Here is a 24,910-nt window from a genome sequence, read left to right on the forward strand (position 1 = left end):
GAGATCGGTGACATGAGTAAGAAGAACAACGACGCCAAGCGCACCGCCCGCGAACGCATGGCCGAAGACCGCGCCCGCCAGCGGACCGCGGACAAGCGCAAGCGCACCTTCCTGGTCGTCGGCTCCGTCGTGGGCGTGCTCGCCGTCGCGGTCGGCGTCGGCATCGCCGTCGGCACGCACAAGTCCAAGGGCGACGACAAGGAAGCAACCTCGGTCGCCACACAGACCAAGGACAACCCCCTGGTCTACCCGAAGGGTGCCACGGGCACCGACGGCGTGATACTGGTCGACGGCAAAATGGACTCCCCCGCGGTCCTGACCGTCTACGAAGACTTCCGCTGCCCGATCTGCCACGAGACCGAGAAGGTCATCGGCGACACGATCAAGAAACTCACGGACGAGGGCAGGATCCGGGTCGAGTACCACGTCGCCTCGTTCCTCGACGAGATGATCCCCGGCTCCGGCTCCCGTCGCGCGGCCAACGCGGCCGCCTGCGCCTCCGACGCCGGCAAGTTCCGGGCCTACCACGACGTCCTCTACGGCAACCAGCCCGCGGAGACCAACGACAAGTTCGCCAAGTCGAGCTACCTGCTCGACCTGGCCGGCAAGGTCGACGGGCTGCGCACCCCCGCGTTCGAGCAGTGCGTCAGCAACGGCACGTACGCCCCGTGGGTGAAGAAGGCCAACGAGGAGTTCAACAAGGCGGTCGTCGGCGGCGTGAGGGTCGAGGGCACCCCGACCTTCGCCCTCAACAACAAGATCATCAAGGTCACCAACGGCAAGGGTGCCGGCTACTCCTCCAACGGGCTCATCACGCCCGCCGGGTTCCGCGCAGCCGTCGACGAGGCCATCGGGAGCACCCCGAAGGCCGAACCGGCCAAGCCGTTCACCGCGCCGCAGGCCCCGCCGGCGGTCACGCCGACCCCGGCGGCCTCCTGAGGCCCGCGTCCGGGACCTGACGTTCGCCCTGAGGCCCGCGTCCGGAAACCAGTCGCGCGTCCGGTGAGCCGCATCCGATCCCGGGGCGCGTCCGATCGGGCGAACCGCAGTACCGCTCAAGGTGCGGCACCGGAACTATTCCGGTGCCGCACCTGATCGTTTTCCGTAAGGAAACGATCACGGAGGTACACGGTGAGCCGGCGGAACCGCGAAGGCAAGCAAGCGGCGCGCGAACGCCGCGCCGACGACTGCACCAGGCACCCGCGACGCCGCCGGGCCCGCCGCCGGCCCCGGACAGCTCGCCATCGGCGTCGGAAACCCCGGTGCCCCCCACGTCGTCACAGTCCACGAGGACTTCCGCTGCCCCGCCTGCGGCGGCTTCGAAGCCGAGTACGGCAAAACCCTCGGCGAACTCGCCGAGCAGGGAAAGATCAGCGTCGAATACCGCATCGCGTCCTTCATCGACCGCGTCGCGGGCAACCGCAGGGGCCAAGGCTCCAAGCGCGCCGCCAACGCCGCCGCCTGCGCCCAGGACGCCGGGAAGTTCCGCGACTACCACCAGGTCCTCTACGACAACCAGCCCACCGAGACCGACGACGCCTTCGGCAAGCGGGCCAGGCTCCTCGAACTCGCCGGCAAGGTCGGCGGACTGCGCGGCGACACCTTCGACAAGTGCGTCGACGACAACACCCACGCCGGATGGGTCCGCGACGTCCAGGAAGCCTTCGACAAGGACAAGATCGACTCGACGCCCGCCGTCCTGCTCGACGGCAAGAAGATCAACGGTGACAGGAAGAACCCCCTGACTCCGGACAAGCTCAGGGAACTCGTGGCCGGAGCTCCCGGACCCGCACCGGTGGGTGCCGCCGCGCCCGGTACCCCGGCCACTGCACCCGCGGCCGACCCGGCAGGGTAGCGTCTGCCCTGCCATGGAACTCGCCTTCATTCCCAGCCCGTCGACCGGAGTCCTCCACCTCGGACCACTCCCGCTCCGCGGCTACGCCTTCTCCATCATCATCGGTGTCGCAATCGCCATCTGGTTGAGCGAACGACGCTGGGTCGCCCGGGGGGGACGTCGCGGAACAGTCGGCGACGTCGCCGTGTGGGCCGTGCCGTTCGGCCTGATCGGCGGCCGGATCTACCACGTGATCACGACGCCGGGCCCGTACTTCGGCGCGGACGGCAACCCCTGGCAGGCCTTCGAGATCTGGAAGGGCGGCCTGGGCATCTGGGGCGCGATCGCCTTCGGTGGCGTCGGCGCCTGGATCGCCTGCCGCCGCAGGGGCATCCCCCTGCCCGCGATGGCGGACACGATGGCCCCCGGCATCGTCCTGGCCCAGGCCGCGGGCCGCTGGGGCAACTGGTTCAATCAGGAGTTGTACGGCCGCGCGACCGACGTCCCGTGGGCGGTGAAGATCGACGGCGACCACAACGTCGTCAACCCGGGCGAACCCGGCACCTTCCACCCCACGTTCCTGTACGAATCGCTGTGGTGCGTCGCCCTGGCCTTCCTGGTCATCTGGGCCGACCGGCGCTTCAAGCTCGGCCACGGCCGCGCCTTCGCGCTGTACGTCGCCGGTTACACCGTCGGGCGCTTCTGGATCGAATACATGCGCGTCGACGAGGCCGAGCACGTCTTCGGCATGCGCCTGAACAACTGGACCTCGATCGTCGTCTTCATCGGCGCCGTCGTGTACTTCGTCGTCTCCGCCCGCCGCCACCCCGGCCGCGAGGAGCCCGGAACGCTGCGCGGCCTCGACCTCCACGGCGAAGACGAAGCCGGGTCCGACAGCGACGAGGCCGCAGACGGTGACAAGTCCACCGGTGACAAGACGGCCGGCACCGGATCCGACGGCGACAAGCCCACCGCCAAGGGCAAGGACACCGGCAAAGGCAAGGACAAGGAGGGCGACGCGGACAAGGACAGGACACCCGCCGACGCTCCGGCAGCCGACGCTGAAGCCGCCACGGAATCCGCCGCCGCGGAATCCTCCGTAACCCAGCCCGCCGACCCCGCCACCGAGCAGGCCACCGGTGACCTCAAGCAGAGTTGATCCGATGAAGGACCCGCTCCAGGCCCGCCACGCACGGTACAACTTCCCAGACCGGCCGCCCCAGCACGCCCAAGGCACCGACCCCGTCGCCGACCACCACCACCCGCACCACCGCGACGTCACCGGCGGCTGGCTCCGTCCCGCCGTCTTCGGCGCGATGGACGGCCTGGTCTCCAACTTCGCGCTCATCGCGGGGGTGGTCGGCGGCGACGTCGAGCCCAGGACCGTCGTCATCACCGGGCTCGCGGGCCTGGCGGGCGGCGCGTTCTCCATGGCGGCGGGGGAGTACACCTCCGTCGCCTCCCAGTCGGAACTGGCCAGGGCCGAAGTCGAGATCGAACGCCTCGAACTGGCCCGCAACCCTGAAGCCGAAGTCCGCGAACTCGCCGACCTGTACGTCTCCCGCGGCGTCGATCCCGACCTCGCCCACCAGGTCGCCGTACAGCTCTCCCGGGACCCCGCCCAAGCCCTGGCCATCCACGCCCGCGAGGAACTCGGCGTCGACCCCGACGACCTGCCCTCGCCGTGGACCGCAGCGGGCTCCTCGTTCCTGTGCTTCGCCGTCGGCGCCCTCGTTCCCCTCCTGGCCTACCTCCTGGGCGCGACGGTCCTGTGGCCCGCGCTCATCCTCACCGCCATCGGCCTCTTCGCCGCCGGCGCGGCCGTCGCCGCCGTCACCGCCCGGCCCTGGTGGTTCAGCGGCCTGCGTCAGCTTGTCCTCGGCGGCGCGGCCGGCGGACTCACCTACCTCCTCGGCCTGCTCCTCGGCGGCAGCGTCGGCTGACCGGCCCCCACCGGCCCAGGACGGCCCCCGACGCCCGGGACGCCCGTGACGCCCGCGACACCCAAGACGGCCCTGACGGGCCCGAGTGCCCCGGCGCCCGGGCCAGCGCTGACGCCCGGGACGGCCCCGACGCCCGTGACGCCCGCGAAACACCTGCGACACACGTCACGTATTCGCCAGGCACCAGCGGAAAACAGGCAAAGACATAGGTGAAACGGTCGTTTCGCCATGGAAAACAACGGGAACAACGAGTCCACACCAACACGTTCGGAACACCTCGCGGCGCACCCCGCCGCGAGCACATCCGTACGCCAGTCCGGATGCTGGGACAGCGAAAATCCGCGTTCCCGTTGCAGAACCGGTCATGTAACCTGCACGAAACCGCGTTAGGGCCAACGTCGTCCCTGCAGCGCCACCACATGCCACGACGACGACGGGAGCGCCCATGCCTCCTGCTGCCATCCCCTCCCACGGGGACAACGCACCCAAGGCCCCGCTCTTCTCCGCGATTCCCGCGGCTCAGGGACTGTACGACCCCCGGCACGAACGCGACGCCTGCGGCGTCGGCTTCGTGGCCACGCTCACCGGCGAGCCCAGCCACGACATCGTCGACCAGGCACTCACCGTGCTCCGCAACATGGAGCACCGCGGTGCCACCGGGGCCGACCCGGACACCGGCGACGGAGCCGGCATCCTCACCCAGATCCCGCACGACTTCTTCACCGAAGCAACCGCCTTCGCCCTGCCCGCCGCGGGCTCGTACGCCGCCGGCCTGGCCTTCCTGCCCGACGACGACGTCCAGGCAGGCCGCGCCATGGCCTCCATCGAGCGCATCGCCGCCGAAGAAGACCTCAAAGTCCTCGGCTGGCGCACCGTCCCCACCACACCCGACCTCGTCGGACCCGCCGCCCGCGCCACCATGCCGCGCTTCGCGCAACTGTTCGTCTCGCACGCCACAGGGGAGCGTACGGACCTCAGCCTCGACCGCCTGGCCTTCGCCCTGCGCAAGCGCGCCGAACGCGAGGTCGAGGTCTACTTCGCCTCCCTCAGCGCCCGCACACTCGTCTACAAGGGCATGCTCACCACCGGCCAGCTGGAGCCGTTCTTCCCCGACCTCTCCGACCGCCGCTTCGCCTCGGCGCTCGCCCTGGTCCACTCCCGCTTCTCCACCAACACCTTCCCGGCCTGGCCACTCGCCCACCCGTACCGCTTCATCGCCCACAACGGCGAGATCAACACGGTCATGGGCAACCGCAACTGGATGCGCGCCCGCGAATCCATGCTGACCACCGATCTGATCCCCGGCGACCTCGAACGCCTCTACCCGATCGCGACCCCGGCGTCCTCCGACTCCGCGTCCTTCGACGAGGTCCTCGAACTCCTCCACCTCGGCGGCCGGTCCCTCCCGCACAGCGTGCTCATGATGATCCCGGAGGCGTGGGAGAACCACACCTCCATGGACGAAGCACGCCGCGCCTTCTACGAGTTCCACGCCACCCTCATGGAACCGTGGGATGGGCCCGCCTGTGTCACCTTCACCGACGGCACCCAGATCGGCGCGGTCCTCGACCGCAACGGCCTGCGCCCCTCCCGCTACTGGGTCACCGACGACGGCCTCGTCATCCTGTCCTCCGAAGTCGGCGTCCTCGACATCGACCCGGCCAGGATCGTCCGCAAGGGCCGCCTCCAGCCAGGACGCATGTTCCTCGTCGACACCGCGGAACACCGCATCGTCGAAGACGACGAGATCAAGAACACCCTCGCGGCCGAACACCCGTACAAGGAATGGCTGCACGCCGGACTCATCAAGCTCGGAGACCTCCCCGAGCGCGAGCACATCGTCCACACCCACTCCTCGGTCTCCCGCCGCCAGCAGACCTTCGGCTACACCGAGGAAGAACTCCGCGTCATCCTCACCCCGATGGCCCGCACCGGTGGCGAACCCCTCGGCTCCATGGGCACCGACAGCCCCATCGCCGCACTCTCCACCAAGCCCCGCCTGCTCTTCGACTACTTCACCCAGCTCTTCGCCCAGGTCACCAACCCCCCGCTGGACGCCATCCGCGAAGAACTCGTCACCTCACTCGGCACCTACCTCGGCCCCGGCGGCAACCTCCTCGACCCCGCCCCCGCCTCCTGCCGCCAAGTCGTCCTGCCCTACCCGGTCATCGACAACGACGAACTCGCCAAACTCGTCCACATCAACGCCGACGGCGACCAGACCGGCTTCAAAGCAGTCACCCTCTCCGGCCTCTACCGCGTCGACGACGGCGGCACCGCCCTGCGCGACCGCCTCGAAGAGATCCGCCGCGAAGCCGCCGCGGCCATCGCCGACGGCGCGCGCATCATCGTGCTCTCCGACCGGCACGCCGACGCCGAACACGCGCCGATCCCCTCCCTGCTGCTCACCGGCGCGGTGCACCACCACCTGATCCGCACTAAGACCCGCACCCAGGTCGGCCTCATCGTCGAGGCCGGCGACGTGCGCGAGGTGCACCACGTCGCCCTGCTCATCGGGTACGGCGCGGCAGCGGTCAACCCGTACCTCGCCATGGAATCGGTCGAAGACCTCGCCCGCGAGAACGTCTTCCTCACCGACGAGCCCGAACAGGCCATCAAGAACCTGATCAAGGCGCTCAACAAGGGCGTCCTGAAGGTCATGTCCAAGATGGGCATCTCCACCGTCGCCTCCTACCGCGGCGCCCAGGTGTTCGAAAGCGTCGGCCTGGCCCAGGACTTCATCGCCGAGTACTTCAGCGGCACCACCTCCAAGATGGGCGGCATCGGCCTGGACGAGGTGGCCCGCGAGGTCGCCGAACGCCACGCCATCGCCTACCCGCCCAGCGGCATCTCCCCGTCGCACCGCCGCCTCGACATCGGCGGCGAATACCAGTGGCGCCGCGAAGGCGAACCCCACCTGTTCGACCCCGAGACGGTCTTCCGCCTCCAGCACGCCACCCGCAACCGCCGCTACGACATCTTCAAGCAGTACACAGCGCGCGTGAACGAGCAGGCCGAACGCCTCATGACACTGCGCGGACTCTTCGCCTTCAAAGACGGCCGTACGGCCATCCCGATCGACGAAGTCGAACCCGTCAGCGCCATCGTCAAGCGCTTCTCCACCGGCGCCATGTCCTACGGCTCCATCTCGATGGAAGCCCACGAGACCATGGCCATCGCCATGAACCGACTCGGCGGCAAGTCCAACACCGGCGAGGGCGGCGAAGACGCCGACCGCCTCTACGACCCCGCACGCCGCTCCGCCATCAAGCAGGTCGCCTCCGGACGCTTCGGCGTCACCAGCGAATACCTGGTGAACGCCGACGACATCCAGATCAAGATGGCCCAGGGCGCAAAGCCCGGCGAAGGCGGCCAGCTGCCCGGCCACAAGGTCTACCCCTGGGTCGCCAAGACCCGCCACAGCACCCCCGGCGTCGGCCTCATCTCACCCCCGCCGCACCACGACATCTACTCCATCGAAGACCTCGCCCAGCTGATCCACGACCTCAAGAACGCCAACCCGGCCGCCCGCATCCACGTGAAGCTGGTCTCCGAAGTCGGCGTCGGAACAGTCGCGGCGGGCGTCTCCAAGGCCCACGCCGACGTCGTCCTGGTCTCCGGACACGACGGCGGTACGGGCGCCTCACCGCTGACCAGCCTCAAGCACGCGGGCGGCCCCTGGGAGCTCGGCCTCGCCGAAACCCAGCAGACCCTGCTGCTCAACGGCCTGCGCGACCGCATCGTCGTCCAGACCGACGGCCAGCTCAAGACCGGGCGCGACGTCATCATCGCGGCCCTCCTGGGCGCCGAGGAGTTCGGCTTCGCCACCGCACCGCTGGTCGTCTCCGGCTGCGTCATGATGCGCGTCTGCCACCTCGACACCTGCCCCGTCGGCGTCGCCACCCAGAACCCCGAGCTCCGCTCCCGGTTCAGCGGCAAGGCCGAATTCATCGTCAACTTCTTCGAGTTCATCGGTGAGGAAGTACGGGAGATCCTCGCGGAGCTCGGATTCCGTACGATCGAAGAGGCCATCGGCCACGCCGAACTCCTGGAGACGACCAAGGCGATCGACCACTGGAAGGCGGCCGGGCTCGACCTCGCACCGCTCTTCCACGTGCCCGAGCTGCCCGCGGGCGCCTCGCTGCACTGCACCACCACCCAGGACCACAGCCTGGGCAAGGCACTCGACAACCAGCTGATCCAGCTGGCCGCCGACGCCCTCGAAAACGGCACCCCCGTCCGCATCCAACTGCCGGTGCAGAACACCAACCGCACCGTCGGCACGATGCTCGGCCACGAGGTCACCAAGCGCTACCGCGCCGCCGGCCTGCCCGACGACACCATCGACATCACCCTCACCGGCTCGGCCGGCCAGTCGTTCGGCGCGTTCCTGCCCAAGGGCGTCACCCTCCGCCTCGAAGGCGACGCCAACGACTACGTCGGCAAGGGACTCTCCGGCGGACGCGTCATCGTCCGCCCGGACCGCCGCGCCGACGCCATCAACGCCGCCGCCCAGGACAACGTCATCGCCGGCAACACCATCGCCTACGGCGCGACCAGCGGCGAGATCCACCTCCGCGGCAAGGTCGGCGAACGCTTCTGCGTCCGCAACTCCGGCGCCACCGTCGTGGCCGAAGGCGTGGGCGACCACGGCTGCGAGTACATGACCGGCGGACGCGCGATCGTCCTCGGCCCCACCGGACGCAACTTCGCCGCCGGCATGTCCGGCGGCGCCGCGTACCTCCTGGACGCCGACCCGGCCAACATCAACACCGGCATGGTCGGTGTCGAGACCCCCTCCGCCGAAGACCTCGCCGAACTGCACGACATCGTGCGCCGGCACTCCGAGGAGACCGGATCGACGGTCGCTTCCGCACTGTTGGCCGACTGGACCGCCGCCGCCGCCCGCTTCACCAAGATCATGCCGACCGACTACAAGGCAGTGCTCGAAGCCAAGGACGCCGCCGAGCTGGCCGGACTCACCGAGTCCGAGACCGTCCAGAAGATGATGGAGGCGGCACATGGCTGACCCGAAGGGCTTCCTCACCACACCCCAGCAGAACGCACCGCGCCGTCCCGTCGACGTCCGCCTGCGCGACTGGAAGGAGGTGTACGAGGAGCGCGCACTGCTCCCCATCATCGGAAAGCAGGCCGGCCGCTGCATGGACTGCGGCATCCCGTTCTGCCACAACGGCTGCCCGCTGGGAAACCTCATCCCCGAGTGGAACGACCTCGTCCACCGCGACGACTGGCGCGGCGCCAGCGAACGCCTGCACGCGACCAACAACTTCCCGGAGTTCACCGGGCGGCTGTGCCCCGCGCCCTGCGAACAGGCCTGCGTGCTCGGCATCAACCAGCCCGCCGTGACCATCAAGAACGTCGAAGTCTCCATCATCGACCGCGCCTGGGACGACAACACGGTCGCCCCGCAGCCCCCGGAGTTCCTCTCCGGCAAGACCGTCGCGGTCATCGGCTCAGGACCGGCCGGCCTCGCCGCCGCCCAGCAGCTCACCCGGGCCGGCCACACCGTGGCCGTGTACGAGCGCGCCGACCGCATCGGCGGCCTGCTGCGCTACGGCATCCCCGAGTTCAAGATGGAGAAGCGGCACATCAACCGCCGCATCGAGCAGATGCGCGCGGAAGGCACCAAGTTCCGCACCGGTGTCCAGATCGGCACCGACATCCACGCGTCCAAGCTCCGCAAGCGCTTCGACGCCGTCGTCATCGCCGCCGGCGCCACCCAGGCCCGCGACCTGCCCGTCCCCGGCCGCGAACTGGGCGGCGTCCACCAGGCGATGGAGTTCCTCCCCTTCGCCAACAAGGTGCAGGAAGGCGACCTCGTCGTCTCCCCGATCCACGTCGGCGGCAAGCACGTCGTCATCATCGGCGGCGGCGACACCGGCGCGGACTGCCTGGGCACCTCACACCGCCAGGGCGCGGCCTCGGTCACCCAGCTCGAGATCATGCCCCGCCCGTCGGACGAACGCACCGGGGGCCAGCCGTGGCCGACCTTCCCGATGACGTACAAGGTCACCTCCGCCCACGAAGAGGGCGGCGAACGGATCTACTCCGTCAACACCCAGGAGTTCGTCGGCGGTGACGACGGCCGGGTCAAGGCCCTCAAGCTCGTCGAGGTCGAATTCAAGAACGGCAAGTTCGAACCGGTCCCGGGCTCCGAAAAGGAGATCCCCGCCGACTTCGTCTTCCTCGCCATGGGCTTCACCGGCCCCGAGCGCGGCAACGGCATGATCGAACAACTCGGCCTGGACCTCGACGAACGCGGCAACGTCAAGCGGGACGCCTCCTACGCCACCAACGCCGACGGCGTCTACGTCGCCGGAGACGCGGGACGGGGCCAGTCACTCATCGTCTGGGCCATCGCCGAGGGACGCTCCTGCGCCGCCGCCGTCGACGCCTACCTGACCGGCACGAGCAACCTGCCCGCGCCGATCAGGCCGACGGACCGGCAACTGCTGGTCTGACCGGCCCGGCACCAGACCTCGTACGTCCCCGCAGCGATCCGCAGCTGCGGGGACGTACGTGCTGAACAACCCGGAGACCCCCTCCCGGCGGCCGCCTCCCGCACAGGAGGCCGCCGCCGCGTCAACTCCGCCGCCGACGGATAGTCTGGTACGGGTCCGCAACGCGGTCAGGGCACCCCCGCGGTGTGCGGAACCTACGTCACTCCTCCAGCCCCGGTCCACCGGAGCCGGGGGACACCCTCCGTACGTGTTCCGTGCATCCCCCATCCACCTGCCGCTTACGGCTTACCAATCAGTAGGACATATCCTGAATCCCATGCGTCGAGCCAAAATTGTCTGCACCCTGGGCCCAGCCACCAACAGTTACGAACAGCTCCGTGCGCTCGTAGACGCAGGAATGGACGTAGCGCGCTTCAACCTCAGCCACGGGGGCTACCCCGAGCACGAGGAGCGCTACCACCGCGTCCGCAAGGCAGCCGAGGAGTCCGGCCGCAACATCGGCGTCCTCGTCGACCTCCAGGGCCCGAAGATCCGCCTCGGCACGTTCGCCGAAGGACCGGTCCTCCTGGAGCGCGGTGACGAGTTCACCATCACGACCGACGACCACGCCGGCGACAAGCTCATGTGCTCCACCACGTACAAGGGCTTGGCCGGCGACGTCACCGCGGGCGAGCGCATCCTCGTGGACGACGGCCGCGTCACCCTTGAGGTGACCTCGGTGGACGGCCCCCGCGTCCACACCCTCGTCATCGAGGGCGGTGTGGTCTCCGACAACAAGGGCCTCAACCTGCCCGGCGTCGCGGTGTCCGTCCCCGCGCTGTCCGAGAAGGACATCGAAGACCTGCGCTGGGGACTGCGCATCGGCGCCGACATGATCGCGCTGTCGTTCGTCCGCAGCGCCAAGGACATCGTCGATGTCCACCGCATCATGGACGAGGTCGGCATCCGCCGCCCGGTGATCGCCAAGATCGAGAAGCCGCAGGCCGTCGACGAGCTCGAAGGCATCATCGAGGCGTTCGACGCCATCATGGTCGCCCGCGGCGACCTCGGCGTCGAGATGCCGCTCGAAGACGTCCCGATGGTGCAGAAGCGCTGTATCACCCTGGCGCGCGCGCAGGCCAAGCCGGTCATCGTCGCCACCCAGATGCTCGAATCGATGATCACGACCTCGCGCCCCACCCGGGCCGAGGCCTCCGACGTCGCCAACGCAGTCCTCGACGGCACGGACGCGGTCATGCTGTCCGGCGAGACGGCTGTCGGGAAGTACCCGATCGAGACCGTCCAGACGATGGCCCGCATCGTGGTCGCCGCCGAGTCCTCCACCGCGATGGAGGAGGAGGTCCGCGAGTTGCCGGGCCCGAAGACCCAGGGCGGTGTCATCGCCAAGTCCGCGATCGAGATCGGCGAGCGCCTCGGCAACGTCAAGTACCTCGTCGCGTTCACCCAGTCGGGCGACACCGGGCGGCGGCTCTCGCGCTACCGCACGCGCATCCCGATGATCGCCTTCACGCCGGACCAGAAGGTCCGCAACTTCCTGTCGCTCAGCTGGGGTGTGGAGACGTTCACCAGCCCGCTGGTGGACCACACCGATGAGATGATCCGCCAGGTCGACAAGTCGCTCATGAAGATGGAGCTCTGTGTGCCCGGCGACGTCGTCGTGGTCACCGCGGGCTCGCCTCCCGGTGTGCCTGGCTCGACCAACATGGTCCGGGTCCACCACATAGGAGAGATGGGCGCGACGGTCCCGACGAAGTGACTTCGTCCGGCTGACAGCGCGACGGAGCCCGGTCCGGGCTGTGGGAGCTTCGATCTCCCACAGCCAGGACCGGGCTTTTTTCGTACGGATTCAGAACTTGGGGCCGACGTGCTGGTCCATGAGGGCTACGGCCTTACGGCGGGCGACGGAGATCATGTTCCGGCGAGGCTGCGTCCACGAGACACTCAGTGCGTCGAGCGTGACGGTGGACAAGCTCAGGATGTCAGCCGATTAGTTGGCAAACATGTAGCGCGGGTATTCGTAACGCTTGCGTTCCCCGGCGACCATGCGCTCGGTCCAGTTCGTGATCCGGCAGCCGTCGGAGTGGATGAGTCCGCGGATGAAGTCCCAGCGGTGGGCGTCGACGATCTCACGCTGCCAGGGGGCGAGCTCGATCAGCCGGTTGTGCTTCCTGCCAGGCCCGTGCTGGGGGAAGAGACACGGCCAGTGCTGGGAGTACCTCGTGACCTCGGTGCAACCGGGCTGAGGAACGCGGTTCGGACCGGTCCGGCTGCCGGGCATGACCTTGTCCATCGCCTCGACGGCGGCATCGATCAACCCGGGCCAAGCGACCGCGCGGTAGATCGAGAGGCTGTACACGCGCGCGTGGCGAACAATGTGACCGTCGCGCAGCAGGGATATGACTTAGAGCTTGAGCTGGGAGTCGTACATGCAAACGAGCGTGTGGGAAGCCCCACACGCTCGTCTGCCAAATAACTGACTTGTCACTCGAATGGACGAGTGACGGTACCGGGTACGGGATTCGAACCCGTATGCCTCTCGGCGCGGCTGTTTGAGAGCCGTGTGTATACCGTTCCACCAACCCGGCCTTGGTTGTTCAATTTGTACTACGTGGACGCAGTCCTTGTCATCCAACCCTGCGTGCGGCTCACTCTACCGTCTCTCGATACCCTCGTGCATGTACCTTCCCCCGTACCGAGGAGCGCCGTGACCGACGCCACGCAGCCGACCGCACCGACTGAGCCCTCCATCGAGGGCCTCGTCGCGCCAGTCGTCACCCGGGTTGTGATCGCCGAGGACGAGGCGCTCATCCGGCTCGACCTCAAGGAGATGCTGGAGGAGGAGGGCTACCTGGTCGTCGGCGAGGCCGGCGACGGGCAGACCGCCGTAGAGCTCGTCGAAGAGCACCGGCCCGATCTTGTCATCCTCGATGTGAAGATGCCGGTCCTGGACGGGATCTCCGCCGCCGAGCAGATCGCCAAAGCGCGGCTCGCCCCCGTACTGATGCTCACCGCCTTTTCCCAGCGGGAACTCGTCGAGCGCGCCCGGGACGCCGGAGCCATGGCCTACCTTGTGAAGCCTTTCTCAAAAAGCGACCTCGTCCCATCCATTGAGATGGCGGTTTCCCGGTTCGCTGAATTGACGGCTTTGGAGCATGAGGTCCAGGACCTCACCCAGCGGCTTGAGACGCGCAAGATCATCGATCGCGCCAAGGGTGTACTGCAGACGAAGTTCGGTATGTCCGAAGCGGATTCCTTCCGCTGGATCCAGAAGACTTCGATGGACCGCAGGCTCTCCATGCGTACGGTCGCCGAAGCGGTCGTGAACGGGGTCGACGTCACCGGGTGACGCCTTCCGGCCACCGCCGGGCCCGTAGTCGGCTGGTTGCAGCCCCTCCGGGTCCGGTGGGGCCAGTGTGACGACAAATGCGACACGTGTATTATTCACGGACGCCCAACGAGTTGTTCAAGATGTCCGTTAGGCCCCGACCCGCCCCGGTAACCACCGCCGAGGCGGGTTTGCTGTTTTCTGGATACAAAATCGCCATAGTAGGTGCTTTAGCGGCATTTAGTTTCGTTTTGTGTTTCAAAATGATGTCTTTTGGTTACGGCGACATCACATCTCAACTGGTGGACTGACACAGGGGTAATCTTCCGGCTACATTCCGGCCACCGTACTAATTCGCGGTCTGCCGACGTGTCGGTTTTGGTGTCTTCACTGTTCTTCCAAGGGGTGGCTGTGTTCAAAAAGCGTCTGATCAAACTCGCGTTGCCGGTGACGGCGGCAGCACTTGTGCTTAGTGCGTGCGGCGACAGTGACAGTGGGGACGGCGGGGGGAAGACCTACTCGATCGGCTTCCAGGCCGGCCTGTCCGGTGAGAGCGCCCAGTTGGGCATCAACGAGTACAACGGCGCGCAGCTCGCCGTCGAGCAGGCGAACAAGAACGGCAACCTGCCGTTCAAGCTCAAGCTTGAGAAGTCCGACGACGAGGCCTCCGAGACCAAGTCGACCGCGGCCGCGCAGAAGCTGATCGACAACAGCAGCGTCATCGCCTCCATCGGCCCGGCCTTCTCCGGTCCGACCAAGGCCGCCGGCGCGCTCTACGCCCAGGCGAAGCTCGCCACGGTGTCGGCGTCCGCGACCAACCCGACGCTGACCCAGCAGGGCTTCACGTCGTTCCTGCGCGGTGCGCCGAACGACTACGCGCAGGGCGGCGGCATGGCGACGTACTTCGCCAAGAAGCTGAACCTCAAGAAGGTCATGGTCGTCGACGACAAGTCGGAGTACGGCCTGGGCCTGGGCGGCGTCGCCAAGGACGAGCTCACCAAGCTCGGTGTCCAGGTCGTCACCCAGTCCGTGCCGAAGGGCATCCCGGACTACACGGCCGCCGCGACCCAGGTGAAGAACTCCGGCGTCGACGGAATGATCTACGCGGGCTACTACCAGGACGCCGCGCCGTTCGCCAAGAAGCTCAAGGAAGCCGGCGTCACCTTCCCGATGATCTCGGGTGACGGCACGAAGGACGACAAGTTCATCGAGCTGGCGAAGGACGCCTCGGAGAACTGGTTCCTGACCTGCCCGTGCTCGGACTCGACCATCGAGGCCAAGACCAAGCAGTTCGCGGCCGACTACCAGGCCAAGTTCAACACCCCGGCCGGCACGTACTCCGCTGAGGCCTTCGACATCGCCAACATGGTGATCGAGCAGATCAAGGCGCTCGACGGGGCCAAGGAGAAGGTCACCCGCGAGTCGATGCTCGCCAAGCTCAAGGCCGCCGACTACACCGGCCTGACGAAGAACTTCAAGTTCGACGCCAAGGGCGAGTTCCTCGGCAAGGACATCTTCCTGTACCAGGTGAAGTCCGGAAAGATCGGCTACCTCGGCAACGTCAACACCCTCGCCGCGGGCTGATCACAGGTCGTACCGGACCGCCGTAGCGGTCCACCGGGCCCGGCCCCTCCCCACCGGAGGGGCCGGGTTCCAGGGAGCCGCCGAAGGTCTGGGCCGGGCTCGCGACATCCGGCACCGCACAGCGCCGGACGTCGCCCGCTGATCCGGCAACAGATCTTCGGTGGCCCCCTGACGCCTGACCCACTTCGCCCCCCAGCCTTGACCGGTCGGTCCTCCACACGCAGAACCGGTGTCACCCCGCCCGGCCCTGCCGGACGGCCACCACTCCCCTCCGTACCGGACCGGTCGCTGCTCCCGCCTCAGGAAGCGTTTTGCCATGAACATCCATGAGTTCTGGGACTACCTCATCCCAGGGGTCGCACTCGGCGCCTTGTACGCCGTGATCGCGATCGGATACACGCTCGTTTACGGCGTACTGCAGCTCATCAACTTCGCGCACAGCGAAGTCTTCATGATGGGCGGATTCGCAGCACTGCTCGTACTCGTCGCGGTAGACCCGTCGAACCCGAGCGGACTCATGTCCGTCGGACTCGTCGTGCTCGGCCTGCTGACCGCGGGCATAGCCGGCGCCGGGACCGCGTTCGCCCTTGAGAAGGTGGCCTACCGGCCACTGCGCAAGCGCAACGCACCACGTCTGGCCTTCCTGATCAGCGCGATCGGCGCCTCCTTCTTCCTACAGAACCTGGCCGGCAAGCTGTTCGGCCGTGACCCCAAGGTGCTGCCGGAGATCTTCAAGAACAAGAAGGTCTTCGAGGTCTTCGGCACCCAGGTGACGATCCTCCAGATCCTGATCTTCGGTACCGCGATCCTCATGATGATCGGCCTCGACCTCCTGGTGAACCGCACCAAGATGGGTGCCGGCATCCGCGCGGTCGCCCAGGACGCGGAGACCGCGAGCCTGATGGGCGTCAACATCGACAAGGTGATCTCCCGGACCTTCCTGGTCGGCGGACTCCTCGGTGGTATCGCCGGTTTCCTGTTCGCCCTCAACTCGCAGCTGTCCTACACGATGGGCTTCCTGCCGGGTATCACCGCGTTCGCGGCGGCCGTCGTCGGCGGTGTCGGCAACATCCGCGGCGCCATGATCGGCGGCATGCTGCTCGGCCTGGTCGAGAGCTTCTCCTCGCCGATCTTCGGTGAGGAGTGGCGCTACGTATCGGCCTTCGCGGTGCTGGTACTGGTGCTGATGTTCCGTCCGACCGGCATTCTGGGTGAGCGACTGGGGAGGTCGGCGTGAGCGACACGACGACGACCAGCAAGAGCGCCGCGGACAGCTCCGCACAGGCTCAGCTGGCGAAACTTCGACATGTGTCCTGGTACCAGCGGCCGCGGACCGCGCGGCTGCTCGGGCTCCTGGCCATGGGGGCCATGCTGGCCCTCATGACGGGCCCGCAGGGCAGCACGGCCGACGTCAACTACGCGCTCCAGCACCTCGTCACCGCACCGGTGCGCCTGATCGTCTGGCTCGTGATCGGCGCCGCCGTCTGGGCGCTGGCGGAGTTCGGCGGGCCGCTGTTCGTCCACCTGGTCCCGGTCCGTACGGCCTGGCGCGGGGGCGTCGGTACGGCCAAGGCGCAGAAGGACGTGTTCTTCCGCAACGGGTGGGCCAAGCCCGCCGTCGCGCTGCTCGTGCTCGTGGCGCTGTTCCTGCTGCCGGAGTTCCTGAGCCGGTACTGGAACACGGTCATGGTCGACCAGGTGGCGATCTACGTCCTGATCGCCATCGGGCTCAACGTGGTGGTCGGCTGGGCCGGTCTGCTCGACCTCGGCTTCATCGCCTTCTTCGCGATCGGCGCGTACAGCACGGCGTACTGGACCGGCAAGCTGCCGATCGACCCGCCGTTCACGCTGAACCCGTTCCTGTGCATCCCGGTCGCGATGCTGACCTGCCTGATCGCCGGTTTCATCCTCGGCGCTCCGACGCTGCGGCTGCGCGGCGACTACCTGGCGATCGTCACACTGGGCTTCCACGAGATCATCTACCTGATCGCCAAGAACTCCGACGGCTTCACCAACGGGCCGCGCGGCGTGACGCAGATCCCGCACTTCAGCGTCGACCTGGGCTTCTGGAGCTTCGACTGGGGCACGGAGGCCAAGCACTACTGGTGGCTGATCATCGCGCTGGCGGGCCTCCTGGTGTTCTTCTTCCGGCGTCTTGAGCACTCCCGCGTGGGCAGGGCCTGGACGGCCGTACGCGAGGACGAGGTGGCCGCCGCCGCGAACGGTGTCGACACCGTCAAGTTCAAGCTCCTCGCCTTCGCGATCGGCGCTTCGACTTCGGGTGTCGGCGGTGTGGTGTACGCGTCCAAGACCGGGTTCATCTCGCCTGAGGCGTTCATCCTGATGTTCTCGGTGCTTGTCCTGTCGTACGTCATCTTCGGCGGCATGGGTTCGCTGTGGGGCGTCATCATCGGTACCGCGTTCCTGGCCTGGCTCCCGCAGTTCCTCAAGGACTGGGTGCAGCCCGAGGACCGCTTCATGTACCTGGGCGCACTGCTCGTGATCATGATGATCTACCGTCCGCAGGGGTTGATCCCGTCCACGCGGCGCAAGCGTGAACTGAAATTGGCCGAGGCCGGTCTCGGCGACGCCGACGCCATGACCGAAGCGCCCGGCGGGAGGGCCTGATGAGCACGACCACCACGACCGCTGTCGCCGACACGGTCATCGAGACCCGCGGTGTGACCCTCCGCTTCGGCGGCCTCACGTCGCTGGACGCCGTCGACCTGACGCTCCGCAAGGGCGAGATCCTCGCGGTCATCGGCCCCAACGGTGCGGGGAAGACCTCCCTGTTCAACTCCCTCACCGGCGTCTACACGCCGCAGGAGGGCACCGTCACGCTGCACGCGGACGGCACGGAACACGCTCTGATCGGCCGTAAGCCGCACGTCGTCAACCGGCTCGGTCTGGCGCGTACGTTCCAGAACATCCGGCTGTTCGGCGCGCTGACGGTGCTGGAGAACGTCAAGATCGCGGCGGAGACCCGGCAGAAGTCGGGCCCGGTCAGCATCATGCTCGGGCTGCCCGGCGCGCGCCGGGACGAGCGGGAGAGTGACGAACGGTCGCACACGCTGCTCCAGTTCGTCGGGCTCGACAGCAAGATGAACGAGCTGGCGATCAACCTCTCGTACGGTGAACAGCGCCGGCTTGAGATCGCCCGCGCGCTGGCCACCCAGCCCAAGGTGCTGCTGCTCGACGAGCCGGCGGCCGGCACCAACCCCACCGAGAAGGTGGAGCTGGCCGACCTGATCAAGCAGATCAACACCGAGATGGGCATCAGCGTCCTGCTCATCGAGCACGACATGAAGCTCGTCATGTCGATCGCGCACCGGGTCCTGGTGCTGAACTTCGGCAAGGTCATCGCCACCGGCTCACCGCGGGAGGTCCAGCGCGACCCGGCGGTCGTCGAGGCGTACCTCGGCGCGGAGATCGCCGCCGAGGTCATGGCGGCGGCGCAGGCAGTGGACGCGGCGGAAGCGGCACAGGCCGCAGCCGCGGCAGAGCCTGAGGAGGGCGCATGAGCACCACGGATGTGACCCCGGCCAGGGCGGAGCGCCCGGAGGCGACGGGCCCGGTCATGCTGGAACTGGACGGCGTCCAGGTGTTCTACGGCGCCATCCAGGCCCTCAAGGGCATCGACGTCGTCGTCCGCGAAGGCGAGATCGTCACCCTGATCGGCGCCAACGGCGCAGGTAAGACGACGACGCTGCGGACCATCTCCGGTCTGCTGCGGCCGAAGGTCGGTGAGATCCGCTTCGGCGGCGTCCGGATCGACGGCGTCCCGGCGCACCACCTGCCGAGTCTGGGCATCGGGCAGTCACCGGAGGGCCGCAAGGTCTTCCCGATCATGACTGTCGAAGAGAACCTCGAAATGGGCGCGTACCGTTTCAAGAAGGTGCCGCAGGCGGACCTGGCGCGGGTCTACGAACTGTTCCCCCGCCTGAAGGAACGCCGCAACCAGCTCGGCGGCACGCTGTCCGGCGGTGAGCAGCAGATGCTCGCCATCGGCCGCGCGCTGATGGGGCAGCCCAAGCTGCTGCTCCTGGACGAGCCGTCGATGGGCCTGGCCCCGATGATCATCGACCAGATCTTCGAGATCATCCAGGAGATCAACCAGCAGGGCACCACGGTGCTCGTGGTCGAGCAGAACGCGGCGAAGGCACTGCAACTGTCGCACCGCGGCTACGTCATGGAGACCGGACAGGTCGTCAAGACCGGCCCGGCGCGGGAGCTTTTGAGCGACCCGATCATCCGTGAGGCGTACCTGGGTGAGGCGGCGGGCTGAGTCCCGGCTGACGCGGTACGACGACGGCCGGCCCGGGGACGGGCCGGCCGTCGTGCTTTTTGCCCCGGGTCGCCGGGCAGGCCGCCGGGCGGCCTCAGGCGTTGCGCCGGATCATGCAGCTCAGCCGTGACGTGCAGATGCGCTTCCCGGCCTCGTCGGTGATCACGATCTCGTACGTGGCCAGCGTCCGGCCCAGGTGCACCGGCGTAGCGACCCCGGTCACCAGACCGGCGGTGGCGCTGCGGTGGTGCGTGGCGCTGATCTCAATGCCGACGGCCGAGGCGTCCGGACCGGCGTGGATGGCCGCGCCGATCGAGCCGAGGGATTCGGCCAGGACACAGGACGCCCCGCCGTGGAGGAGACCGTACGGCTGCGTGTTCCCCTCGACCGGCATGGTCGCGACGACCTTGTCGGCGGAGGCTTCAAGGAGCACGATCCCCATGCGCCCGCCGAGTGTCACGGGACTGTGGTCGAGGCCCATCGCCTTGGAGACGTCGTCGATCGGCATGGGGAAGGCAACGGCCGGCTGGGTCATCGGGTCCACTCCTTGAATATTTGAGGACGAGAACCACAGTCACTCCGACGGCTGCGGGAGTGGCCTGCGGTGTCAGCCCACCACCTTAGGATCGGGGTGTGGCTCCCAAAGACGCACCCCAGACCTCCGGCCGACCCCGTCTTCTGCTGATCGACGGCCATTCCATGGCGTACCGCGCGTACTACGCCATGAAGGAAGCGACCATGTCGACGGCGACGGGTCAGCCGACTCAAGCGGTCTACGGCTTCACGAACATGCTCGCGAACGTGGTGAAGACCGAGGCGCCGACGCACCTGGGTGTCGCCTTCGACCTGTCGCGCGTCTCGTGGCGGACGGCCGAGTTCCCCGACTACAAGGCGAACCGCTCTGAGACGCCCGACGAGTTCCGCAGTCAGGTGCCGCTGATCCAGGAGACGCTCGGTGCCCTGGGGATCGAGTGGTTCACCGCGGAGAACTTCGAAGCCGACGATGTCATCGCGACCCTCGCGACCCAGGCGGCGGAGCAGGGCTTCGAGGTCCTGATCCTCACCGGTGACCGGGACAGCCTCCAGCTCGTCACCGACGACGTCACGGTGCTGTACCCGATGATGGGCGTCTCCAAGATGCACAGGTTCACGCCTGCGGCTGTGGAGGAGAAGTACCAGCTCACGCCCCAGCAGTACCCCGACTTCGCCGCGCTGCGCGGCGACCCGTCCGACAACCTGCCGGGCATCCCGAGCGTCGGCGAGAAGACCGCGGGCAAGTGGATCAGGGAGTTCGGCTCCCTCCAGGCCCTGATCGACCGGGCCGACGAGGTCAAGGGCAAGGTCGGTGAGAAGCTGCGCGAGTACATCGACAACGTGAAGCTGAACCGCAAGCTCACCGAGCTGGTGCGCGACGTCGCGCTGGAGATCACTCCGGCCGACTTGAAGCGCAAGGCGTACGACCGGCCGGCCGTCGAACAGGTCCTCGATTCCCTGGAGTTCCGCAACAGCGGCTTCCGGGACCGCCTCTGGGCCGCCGACCCGGGTGCGGCCGGGACCGCGCCGGAGGCGGCCGTCGTCGGCGAGGGCTTCGAGCTCGACACCGCCGCGCTGGCGGCGGGTGACGTCGAGGCCTGGCTCAAGGCCCACGCGCGCGGCGCGAACCGTACCGGACTGGCCGTCGACGGCGCCTGGGGCCGGGGCGTCGGCACCGTGACCGGGATCGCCCTCGCCGCGGCGGACGGCACGGCCGCGTTCATCGACCCGGCTGTGATGTCCGGCGCGGACGGGCGGGCGCTCGGCGCCTGGCTGGCGGACACAGACCAGCCCAAGGCGCTGCATGAGGCCAAGGGCCCGACGATCGGCCTGGCCTCGCACGGCTGGGAGCTGTGGGGGATCACCAGCGACACCGCGCTGGCGGCCTATCTGATCCTGCCGGGTCAGCGGTCCTTCGCGCTCGACGTCCTCGTGCGGCGCTTCCTCGGCCGGGAGCTCAAGGCCACCGAAGAAGGGGAGACCGGCGACGAGCAGCTCAGTTTCGACATGGAGGAGCCCGGGGAGTCGCAGCCGGGCGCGGCGCTGATGCTGGCCGCGCGCGCGACCCTCGACCTGGCCGCCGTGCTTGACGTCGAACTGGCGGAGAAGGGCGGCCTGGAGCTCCTCCACGACATGGAGCTGCCGCTGCTGCGCATCCTGGCCTTCATGGAGCAGGTGGGGATCGGGGCCGACCTGCCGTATCTGACGGGCCTTCAGGAGCAGTTCGAAGCCGAGGCCCGGCAGGCGGTCACGCAGGCGCACGAAGCCGCGGGCAAGGAGTTCAACCTCGGGTCGCCGAAGCAGCTCCAGGCGATCTTGTTCGACGAGCTCCAGCTGCCGAAGACGAAGAAGATCAAGACCGGGTTCACCACGGACGCCGATTCGATGCTGTGGCTGCTGACGCAGACGACGGACAATCCGGCGGCGACCGGCCTGCTGACCGCGTTGCTGCGGCACCGTGACCGCACGAAGCTCAAGACCACCGTCGACGGCCTGGTCAAGACGGTCGCCGACGACGGCCGGATCCACACGACGTTCCACCAGACCGTGGCGGCGACCGGCCGGCTCTCGTCGTCGGACCCGAACCTCCAGAACATTCCGATCCGTACGGAAGAAGGGCGCCGGATCCGCAGGGCGTTCGTCGTCGGCGGGGGCTTTGAGAGCCTCATGACCGCCGACTACAGCCAGATCGAACTGCGGATCATGGCCCACCTGTCCGAGGACGAGAAGCTGATCGAGGCCTTCACCACCGGTGAGGACCTCCACACCACGATGGCCGCCCAGGTCTTCGGGGTCGCCGAGGACGCGGTCGACGGCACCCTGCGCAGCCGGATCAAGGCGATGTCGTACGGCCTTGCCTACGGCCTGTCGGCGTTCGGCCTGTCGCAGCAGCTGGACATCAGCCCGAAGGAGGCGTCCGGGCTGATGGACAACTACTTCGAGCGGTTCGGCGGTGTGCGGGACTACCTGCAGAAGGTCGTCGAGGAAGCCCGGCAGACCGGCTACACCGAGACCGTGTTCGGGCGCCGGCGCTACCTGCCGGACCTGACCAGCGACAACCGGCAGCGCCGCGAGATGGCCGAACGCATGGCGCTGAACGCGCCGATCCAGGGTTCGGCCGCGGACATCGTGAAGGTGGCGATGCTGGCGGTGGACAAGGCGTTGCGTACGCAGGGGCTGCGGTCGCGGATACTGCTCCAGGTCCACGACGAACTCGTGGTCGAGGTGGCCCCGGGGGAGCGGGAGGCCGTCGAGGCCCTGCTGCGCCGGGAGATGGGCGGGGCGTACCCGCTGCGGGCACCGCTGGACGTGTCGGTGGGCCTCGGCTCGAACTGGGAGGACGCCGGGCACTGATCCTCGGCGCGGAGCCGCAGCAGTGACCCGGGACCCGCCCGTCCCGTCAAGACGCCGTCGATCGGTTTCCATCGGTCGGCGGCGTTTTTCACTCGTTTGCCCCATGGATCGCCTGCTCGACATGCGGGGGAGATGTGAAGAGCCCACCGTGTGGGGGTGGAGCCCCGGCCCGGGCTGACGTAGGTTCACCAACTAATGCGTGTCAGCGGCCGGGCCGGCATCCAGGTGTGAGGGGCGTCTGTGCAGGGAGAAGTCGAACCGATCGGTGCCGATGGGGTTCCGCGGGTCACGGGGTCGGACGTGACGGAGGCGGACGCAGTGGGGACCGGGGCGCCGTCGTCGGCTGTCCTGGGTGTGCGCCGGCGGGGTGTGAGTCCGTGGCTGGGCGGTACGGCCGCGGTGCTTCTGCTGGTGGCGGGCAGTGCGGCGGCGCAGGCTCCGGCCGCTGCGGACTCGGCGTACCGTCCGCACTCCGCGGAGGTGCCGCAGTGGATGGTGTCGGCGGCTCCCGTCGCGCGGGACGCCGCTCCGGCGGAGACCGCGCCGCCGGTGAGCGGTGGTGCGCCGCTTGCCCTTGAACTGCCGCCGGCCGGCCCTGGGAGCCCCGTGCCCGCGGTGCCGGGCCTGACGGCGGCCGGGCAGGCGGTCCCGGTGGTGGCAGGGTCCGGGGGGATCCCGAAGTCCGTCCTGGTGGCGTACCGTTCCGCCGCCGCGACCATCGCCAAGCAGGACAAGGGCTGCAACCTGCCGTGGGAGCTCCTGGCGGGCATCGGCCGGGTGGAGTCGGGGCACGCGTCGGGCGGCAACGTGACGGCTGACGGCACGACGGTCACCCGGATCCTCGGCCCGCGCCTGGACGGCGTCCAGTTCGCGCGGATCACGGACACGGACGGCGGCCGCTACGACGGTGACACGGAGTTCGACCGGGCGGTCGGGCCGATGCAGTTCATCCCGTCGACGTGGAAGTCGTGGGCGATGGACGGCAACAACGACGGCAGGTCCGACCCCGACAACATCAACGACGCGGCCCTGGGCGCGGCGCGCTACCTGTGCGCCGGGGACCGGAGCATGGCCGACCCGGCGGGGCTGAAGGCGGCGGTCCTCAGCTACAACCGTTCCGAGGAGTACTTCCGTACGGTCTCGGCGTGGCTGGAGTACTACCGGACCGGTGTGAAGCAGGTGCCGGACAACGTCCGTGCGCCGGACCCGGTGAAGACGCCCGCTCCCACCACGGTGGCTCCGCCGGTCCCGCCGGTGAAGACGCCGGACAAGACCACTCCGGTGACGTCGAACCCGGTGACGTCGCAGCGGCCGGCCACGACCCCGCCGACGACCCCGCCGACGACGCCGTCCGGGACGCCGTCGGGCAGCACGCCTCCGACGTCGCAGCCGCCGTCCGGGAAGCCTTCGCAGACTCCGCCGACGAGCGCGGACCCTTCGAAGTCGCCGGACCCTTCGAAGTCGCCGGACCCTTCGAAGTCGCCGGACCCTTCGAAGTCGCCGTCCACGACGCCGTCCAAGCCGGCTTCACCGTCGGCCGTGTGCACCCCGCCGCCGACCCCGGCGCAGGACGCCGCGGCCAAGGCCGGGCTGACCGCGGAGCAGCTGAAGGCCTTCGAGGAGAAACAGAAGCGGGAGCAGTGTCCCGTACCGCCGGCCACGGCCGGGCAGGCCGACCCCGCGAAGGGCGGCGCCAGGACGGTGGTTCCGGCAGCTGGGAGTGCGGCCCCGGCGGCGGCCAAGCTGTAGGAGAGTTGGTGGACCACGGCCCGGTCGGGTGTCGGAGGAACGACACCCGACCGGGCCGTCCGCGTGTTCCAGGAACAAGTTCTTGTACGGATGACAATGTCGACCTGGTCACTATTCATCAGCGCTGAGTAGCGTAAATCCCAGTTGGAAGCTCTCAATCTCCCTGGTCAGGGGTGCTGTGACCTTTTGGGCCAGTTGGCAATCTGCAACGTGTTCTCATTCATGGCCGGGCTTGCTACCGTGCGGTTCCGGGAAACCGGAAGGCTTCCTGACGAACCAGTGGGTCCACGACGAAGACTCCAGAACCACCGAAAGGAGGTG

16 protein-coding genes, 1 tRNA gene and 1 pseudogene are annotated in these 24,910 nt (G+C 68.2%); 15 read left to right on the forward strand and 3 right to left on the reverse strand.

The window, feature by feature from the left end:
• Positions 1-12 precede the first annotated feature (12 nt).
• The 7 genes from AC0Z36_RS08010 (at position 13) to pyk (ending at position 12,015) form a co-directional block, all read left to right on the forward strand.
• Positions 13-939 carry a DsbA family protein gene (locus tag AC0Z36_RS08010; RefSeq protein WP_485462014.1) on the forward strand — a complete coding sequence of 309 codons (927 nt, stop codon included), beginning with the start codon at positions 13-15 and terminating at the stop codon, positions 937-939.
• Positions 940-1,243: 304 nt separating this feature from the next.
• The gene (locus AC0Z36_RS08015) at positions 1,244-1,855 is read left to right on the forward strand and encodes a DsbA family protein (protein ID WP_485462078.1); all 612 of its coding nucleotides are present in this window, start codon (positions 1,244-1,246) and stop codon (positions 1,853-1,855) included.
• Positions 1,856-1,868: 13 nt separating this feature from the next.
• The gene (lgt, locus tag AC0Z36_RS08020; RefSeq protein ID WP_485462015.1) at positions 1,869-2,993 is read left to right on the forward strand and encodes a prolipoprotein diacylglyceryl transferase; all 1,125 of its coding nucleotides are present in this window, start codon (positions 1,869-1,871) and stop codon (positions 2,991-2,993) included.
• A 4-nt stretch (positions 2,994-2,997) separates the two neighbouring features.
• Positions 2,998-3,777, forward strand: coding sequence for a VIT1/CCC1 transporter family protein (locus AC0Z36_RS08025; protein WP_485462016.1), 780 nt, complete (start codon positions 2,998-3,000; stop codon positions 3,775-3,777).
• A gap of 445 nt (positions 3,778-4,222) precedes the next feature.
• Positions 4,223-8,806: a glutamate synthase large subunit gene (gene gltB, locus AC0Z36_RS08030; RefSeq protein ID WP_485462017.1), complete on the forward strand. Its 4,584-nt coding sequence runs from the start codon at positions 4,223-4,225 to the stop codon at positions 8,804-8,806.
• Entirely contained in the window at positions 8,799-10,259 is a 1,461-nt protein-coding gene (locus AC0Z36_RS08035; RefSeq protein ID WP_485462018.1) for a glutamate synthase subunit beta, read from the forward strand. Before gltB ends, AC0Z36_RS08035 begins: the two co-directional genes overlap by 8 nt.
• A 316-nt stretch (positions 10,260-10,575) precedes the next feature.
• Positions 10,576-12,015, forward strand: coding sequence for a pyruvate kinase (gene pyk, locus AC0Z36_RS08040; RefSeq protein ID WP_485462019.1), 1,440 nt, complete (start codon positions 10,576-10,578; stop codon positions 12,013-12,015).
• A gap of 90 nt (positions 12,016-12,105) precedes the next feature.
• On the opposite strand, the pseudogene AC0Z36_RS08045 reads toward pyk, so the two are convergent.
• Both AC0Z36_RS08045 and AC0Z36_RS08050 read right to left on the reverse strand, forming a co-directional pair.
• A pseudogene (locus tag AC0Z36_RS08045) lies at positions 12,106-12,648 on the reverse strand (helix-turn-helix domain-containing protein); the annotation flags it as partial.
• Between the two features lie 115 nt (positions 12,649-12,763).
• Positions 12,764-12,844: transfer RNA gene (locus AC0Z36_RS08050), tRNA-Leu, on the reverse strand.
• Positions 12,845-12,963: 119 nt separating this feature from the next.
• Here AC0Z36_RS08050 and AC0Z36_RS08055 point away from each other — a divergent pair.
• The 6 genes from AC0Z36_RS08055 (at position 12,964) to AC0Z36_RS08080 (ending at position 19,453) form a co-directional block, all read left to right on the forward strand.
• Positions 12,964-13,605, forward strand: coding sequence for an ANTAR domain-containing response regulator (locus AC0Z36_RS08055; protein ID WP_485462020.1), 642 nt, complete (start codon positions 12,964-12,966; stop codon positions 13,603-13,605).
• Positions 13,606-13,995: 390 nt separating this feature from the next.
• On the forward strand, positions 13,996-15,168 hold the full coding sequence (locus AC0Z36_RS08060) for a branched-chain amino acid ABC transporter substrate-binding protein (protein ID WP_485462021.1): 1,173 nt from the start codon (positions 13,996-13,998) through the stop codon (positions 15,166-15,168).
• 316 nt (positions 15,169-15,484) lie between these two features.
• Positions 15,485-16,405 carry a branched-chain amino acid ABC transporter permease gene (locus AC0Z36_RS08065; RefSeq protein ID WP_485462022.1) on the forward strand — a complete coding sequence of 307 codons (921 nt, stop codon included), beginning with the start codon at positions 15,485-15,487 and terminating at the stop codon, positions 16,403-16,405.
• Positions 16,402-17,796 (forward strand): branched-chain amino acid ABC transporter permease, encoded by a 1,395-nt coding sequence (locus tag AC0Z36_RS08070; RefSeq protein ID WP_485462023.1) that lies wholly within the window; start codon positions 16,402-16,404, stop codon positions 17,794-17,796. Before AC0Z36_RS08065 ends, AC0Z36_RS08070 begins: the two co-directional genes overlap by 4 nt.
• Positions 17,796-18,689: an ABC transporter ATP-binding protein gene (locus AC0Z36_RS08075; protein ID WP_485462024.1), complete on the forward strand. Its 894-nt coding sequence runs from the start codon at positions 17,796-17,798 to the stop codon at positions 18,687-18,689. The genes AC0Z36_RS08070 and AC0Z36_RS08075 overlap by 1 nt, the downstream gene beginning before the upstream one ends.
• Positions 18,686-19,453: an ABC transporter ATP-binding protein gene (locus AC0Z36_RS08080; RefSeq protein ID WP_485462025.1), complete on the forward strand. Its 768-nt coding sequence runs from the start codon at positions 18,686-18,688 to the stop codon at positions 19,451-19,453. Before AC0Z36_RS08075 ends, AC0Z36_RS08080 begins: the two co-directional genes overlap by 4 nt.
• Before the next feature lie 94 nt (positions 19,454-19,547).
• Here the strand turns inward: AC0Z36_RS08080 and AC0Z36_RS08085 are convergent, their stop codons facing one another.
• On the reverse strand, positions 19,548-19,988 hold the full coding sequence (locus tag AC0Z36_RS08085) for a hotdog fold thioesterase (RefSeq protein ID WP_485462026.1): 441 nt from the start codon (positions 19,986-19,988) through the stop codon (positions 19,548-19,550).
• A gap of 98 nt (positions 19,989-20,086) precedes the next feature.
• On the opposite strand from AC0Z36_RS08085, the gene polA reads away from it, so the two are divergent.
• Together polA and AC0Z36_RS08095 are read left to right on the forward strand one after the other, a co-directional pair.
• A complete protein-coding gene (gene polA, locus AC0Z36_RS08090; protein ID WP_485462027.1) occupies positions 20,087-22,840 on the forward strand; it encodes a DNA polymerase I in 2,754 nt (917 codons plus the stop codon).
• A gap of 300 nt (positions 22,841-23,140) precedes the next feature.
• A complete protein-coding gene (locus tag AC0Z36_RS08095; RefSeq protein ID WP_485462028.1) occupies positions 23,141-24,589 on the forward strand; it encodes a lytic transglycosylase domain-containing protein in 1,449 nt (482 codons plus the stop codon).
• Positions 24,590-24,910: the final 321 nt, after the last annotated feature.

It is taken from the genome of Kitasatospora sp. UYEF31, from assembly GCF_057291755.1.